Origin of the sequence: Bartonella queenslandensis AUST/NH15 (assembly GCF_000312585.1) — a bacterium.
In the GTDB taxonomy this organism is placed as follows: Bacteria; Pseudomonadota; Alphaproteobacteria; order Rhizobiales; family Rhizobiaceae; genus Bartonella; species Bartonella queenslandensis_A.
In genome coordinates this window covers 248,062-252,994 of sequence record NZ_HE998003.1, presented here as the reverse complement: position 1 = coordinate 252,994, position 4,933 = coordinate 248,062, and the positions used below count along the sequence as shown (strand labels likewise).

The 4,933-nt window shown below is 39.1% G+C and carries 2 protein-coding genes and 2 pseudogenes; all 4 read right to left on the bottom strand.

The window, feature by feature from the left end:
• Positions 1-14 precede the first annotated feature (14 nt).
• Positions 15-314, bottom strand: a pseudogene (locus tag BN338_RS13120) (hypothetical protein); the annotation flags it as partial.
• Between the two features lie 541 nt (positions 315-855).
• On the bottom strand, positions 856-2,691 hold the full coding sequence (locus BN338_RS06235) for an FAD/NAD(P)-binding protein (protein WP_039760096.1): 1,836 nt from the start codon (positions 2,689-2,691) through the stop codon (positions 856-858).
• A complete protein-coding gene (locus BN338_RS06230; RefSeq protein ID WP_039760094.1) occupies positions 2,663-3,832 on the bottom strand; it encodes a YbfB/YjiJ family MFS transporter in 1,170 nt (389 codons plus the stop codon). The genes BN338_RS06235 and BN338_RS06230 overlap by 29 nt, the downstream gene beginning before the upstream one ends.
• A gap of 23 nt (positions 3,833-3,855) precedes the next feature.
• A pseudogene (locus tag BN338_RS06225) lies at positions 3,856-4,844 on the bottom strand (NAD(P)H-dependent flavin oxidoreductase).
• Positions 4,845-4,933 lie beyond the last annotated feature (89 nt).

Sequence of the window (4,933 nt, the reverse complement as noted above, 5' to 3'; positions counted from 1 at the left end):
GATATGATACGCTATCATCGCAATGACAATGGGTACCCTATCTCACCATCATCTGTAATCTCACAAATCAGTGTCTCTTGACCATGCCTTTCTATCTTCTCATTTACACTGTCTATCAACGCTTCATAACTCAATACACTTTTAGGAATAGCACCCCCATAAACCCACGCTTTTACCTGCGCTTTGGTACTAAAATCTGCCCTTTCTGGTATGGTGTAATACTGACCGCCATCAAACTTTTCACACTCTCTTGTGCCGTCTTCATATTCGTAGAGGTTGTAAAAATACTCTGCCGCTCCATCTCCCCAAGGAACACAAATTAAGAGTGAAAATTACAATGTTGCGACAACCCAAGGTGTTTATGAGAGACATTTTTTCACCTCTCCCCTCTGCTCCTCCATTCCCCCCTTGTGGTGCACAAGCAAGTGAATAAAATTAATTCAACATAAAAAACTTTAAATAAGAGCATTTTACAATATTTGGGGGTATGATTCAAGGTGTATAGCGATGACTTATCATTATAAATCAATTCATTACATGAATATTAACCTCACGTAGTTTCCCTTAGCTTAACCAACCTTCAGTGCGCCTCTCACATGTGGTTTTACTTCAAGAATCGCTCTCATATCCATAAGCATGAATACACTAGCGAAACTTCTATCCTTTTCGCCTCAATCGGGACATCCCCACACCCAAACAGTTACCCGTTCTTGTAACTGTTTCTTAAATTTATCAATAATTTACTTCTTTTTACCGATCATCAATATGAGAGTTACCCAAAACACGCTGCCGAATATCCTTACCACGCTTAAACTGTTTACTTAGCACCTCCAAACACTTTTTGAGGGATTAAATTTACCTAGATGTGACATAATTCACTTCTATTTCATTAAACATCTGCTGGATACATTTATCCGAATCCAATAAAAAGCGGGAATTCACACCTGGTCGTGGCAGAACAAAGGTAAAGAAACAAGGACCTTCAACCGGATTACCCAAAGACCACACATTTTTTCTCACATCTCCATTGAGATCGATAATGTTATAATTTCTATCAATATTCAAGCCACCAGTATGATAGTCCCCATTTACATATTCTGAGAGAAAACCCTTACTAAAGAGGTTTCTGATTAATGGCGAGCGCTCAAGATTTATATCAAATGGATCTATCCTTGCTTGGACAACAACATCTGCGACCTGAGTCGTTATTTCTTCTGAGAAAGTACCAACTATACGGAAAACAGAATTTTCCTCGTCAATTTCTAAAATAGGTGAAGGACCAAGATCTATGCAAAGTAACCCACTATCGATTAAAGCGAGTAACTGCCTGTTCCGCACTAAAGGCGGACCGACAGCTATACGATTCATAATAGGGACAAAGTCGTTTACAAAACGAGCATGCGACTCTGGTGTCAAACCACCCCATTCAACGCAATAGCGCATGGTATCACGCACATCTCTTAAGACATCGGCTGCTGCTTTGACACTGCCAGAAACATTTCCTGCGTAAGCATTTTTGAGATCGTTTTCCAAAAATTCATAGATATAGCGTTTGTAATCAATAGCATTTTTGAATACAATGCCTTGTAAGGGGTATAATATTTCGTCAACTTTCCTAAAATCTTCATAGTCAATGCACGTAGTCTTACCCACGGCATGGTAGTATGCCCTCAACATTTCCTTTTTCAAGACTGGAAGAACATCTTCAAAAAAATCAAACTTCTTTTTTTCCTGTCGCAGAGATTTGAAATAATCTAAGGTGAAGAATTCAGCTGTATAAGCCTCAGACGTCCCTTTCTCATTTATAGCTCTAGAAGAAAATGGAAGTCCTTGTCTTGAGAAGAGACTGAGGACAGGCTCTCGCCCTGATGGTATATATTCCAAGCGACCTCTGTTCTCTTTATATCGGCCTCCTCTGCCAACAGTGAGCTCAGCTATGACATCGTGAGCGGTTAACCCCATACCTTGAACCAGTACTCGAGCGTCAGGGCTAACATTTTCTAGCATAGATAAAGGATAAGGAGATCTTATGAATCCTAAATTAGGGTTTTTATGCTTATTTGAAGAAACAAAATTTATTTTTCGTTGTTCATTTTCTGTGAGTATATTACTGCCATGCCCAATAGTCATAAATATAAATTCAAAAGACTGCTTATAATCCCCATCTACCACAACAATAAATTCACGCTCTGATAATGGCTTAATATCAATCACATGAGATCTGATAATGGATACGTCTACATTACGCGGTCTATTTGCTGTCAATAGATCCACGACAAATTGCAAATAATTCCCTAATTCAGCACGTGATAGATAGTCATTATCGTCTATAGGTGCTCCAACATCTGAATCTTCAGCTATATGATAGAAGTTAGAACCTATTTTACGGATACCTGCATCTTTAGCCCATTCAGCAAATGATGGTCCGTTAGTATATGGTCCAGAAACTTCACAAGTTTTATCTAAGAACATAGTCATTTGCGATGCAACTGTATTGACTAATAGATAATCTGCTTGTCTTGGCGAATGAGATCCACAACCATGTTCATTGGGATCAAATATTGTCAGGTTTATATGCACACTACTTATATAACGACGAGCATAGGCATTTATCCTTTCATAAAAACTAATGCCACGCGCCCCAAAACCGATGATAGCACAATTAATGGTTTTTTTTCTGTTTGTAGCCATAGCGTCCTTCCTGTATAAACCACACGCATAGAATAAAAAGAAGAAATGATGAAATAGAGAATATTAGGATATAATTCTCTATTATATAGAAAAGCCAAGTAAACATATATGCAGCTATTGCTTGTGATAAGGCGAATGCTGACACTGCTCTGCTCCAGATAATCTGCTGAATTTGTGGATTAGATGAAGACAATTCTCCTATTAAACCAAAATATAATGGCACAATGCCAGGGGTAGCGGCACCCATAATAAGAGCTGGTACTAACAACGCGATCTTCAAATCAGGGAACAATAGCAATAGAAACGAAGCAAATAATTGCACAAAATTCATCAAAAAGATCACTGAGCGATACGATGTTTTCTTGGCTGCTATGCTCAATATTATGGCTCCTAAAAACGCACCAAAAGCATAAATAAGCCAAATAATAGAAGCAAAATAGGTTGATGGTATTGTGCGAAGCAAAACAAAATTCACAAGAAATAATATGTATGGCATCAATGCCGCAGCGTTGATGCCATATGTTAGATATATGAAATAATCTATTCGCTTAGATTTATACGACTTTTTAGTATATTCAAAATTTGTGTTGGGTATAAACCGATAGATTATTATAGAAAATATAAGAGTGATTACAAAAAGAGCCCCCCAATAATAATACACTTTAATACTTGCTATCATAGGTGTAAACAAAGCAGACAATAACAAGCCTAGACCCACTCCTGAAAACATTATGCCACCAGAACGAGCACGATCTTTTAGATCTATAGCCGATAACAAAGTCGGAGCGGCCACAGCTGTTAAGACTCCACCTGACAAACCTACAATAAAACGCCATATCATGAACCACAAGATTCCATATGAATAACAACAGCATAAAAAAGACAGCCCACTCATGAAGAATGCTAATCTCAATGCATATCTTGGAGAAGTGAAGCGTAAAATATAAGGAGATGAAAAAGCACCGATAAAGTAACCTAAAAAATTTGCAGAGCCTACCCAAAAAATATGATTTTCATCAAGCCAACCTTGGCTTATAAGATAAGGTGTTGCAGGCGTATAAGCAAAGCGTGATAAACCTATGCCAACCAAGGATGCCGCAAATCCACTCAATACGTACTTGACCGTTTTATTCATCGTCATATTAGCTTTAGACTTACTTTTTCTTAGCCCTGTATATAGTGAACATACTCGTTTTCTAACTCTGCGATAATTTGTGCTGCCGGAATAAAACGCGCCAAGAAAGCACTTTGCCCCGCCCAAAAAGGACCTATATCAAGATCTCCTCGTAAGAGCATACTTTTTTGCAGCTGCTTGAAGGCATCATAACCGTAAGGATACTCCGGAATATCCTCATCAGTAATACTCATCGCCCATTGGACAAACGGTGTCATTATTGACCGCGCAGGCCGCCCAGAAATGGCTCGCGTCAAAACGGTTGGTATGGATTTATCACACTTCAAAAGATTTTTATGACAATGACTCGCACCGCTTTCACTACAACCTATAAAGGCACTCCCTAATTGTACTCCCTGAGCACCCATGAGCATAACGCTCGCTATATCAGCCCCAGTCATTATACCGCCCGCAGCAATTATAGGAAGTGACAAGTGCTGGGACAAAAGCCGAGTCAAGACGTGTGTTGATAACTTCTCGTCGAATTGTGAAAGATTAAATTGTCCTCGGTGTCCTCCTGCCTCAAAACCTTGAGCAATTATTGCATCCAAACCCTTGACTGCAATTTCTTTCCCCTCCTCAAGACAAGTCGCAGTAGCCATAAGTTTGGCACCGGTCTGTCGAAAGATGTCAATGATATCATCATCAGGAACACCAAAATGAAAGCTAATAATATCAGGGGCTTGTGCAGCGACGGCGATAGCTAAAGCCTTATTATTTTTAATAGAGGTGTATATATTTTTAAGAGGAGTATTTAGAATCATTCCCCCTCCTAAAAAATGATCGTTTAGCTTCATTCGCCAATGAGAATCTTTCGTTGTATCCACACGCAAAAAAGGATCATGACAGAAAAGATTAATATTAAACGGCCGATCAGTTAGTGCTTTCGTTTTTTAATTAACAAAACTGCTTCATCAGGCCCCAATCCGCCAATAGCTATCGAACCAACCGCACCAGAATTAGATACGGCAGCCGCCATTTCAGGCGTCGATACACCAGCCATAGGCGCTTGTATTATAAAAGGACGTATATCTTTAGGTAACGTAGCTAACACAGTAGCCCTCAAAA

What these genes read in the sequence shown, in the direction of transcription:
- BN338_RS06235 (WP_039760096.1), bottom strand. Translation starts at nt 2,691, where the DNA reads ATGGCTACAAACAGAAAAAAAACCATTAATTGTGCTATCATCGGTTTT.
- BN338_RS06230 (WP_039760094.1), bottom strand. Translation starts at nt 3,832, where the DNA reads ATGACGATGAATAAAACGGTCAAGTACGTATTGAGTGGATTTGCGGCA.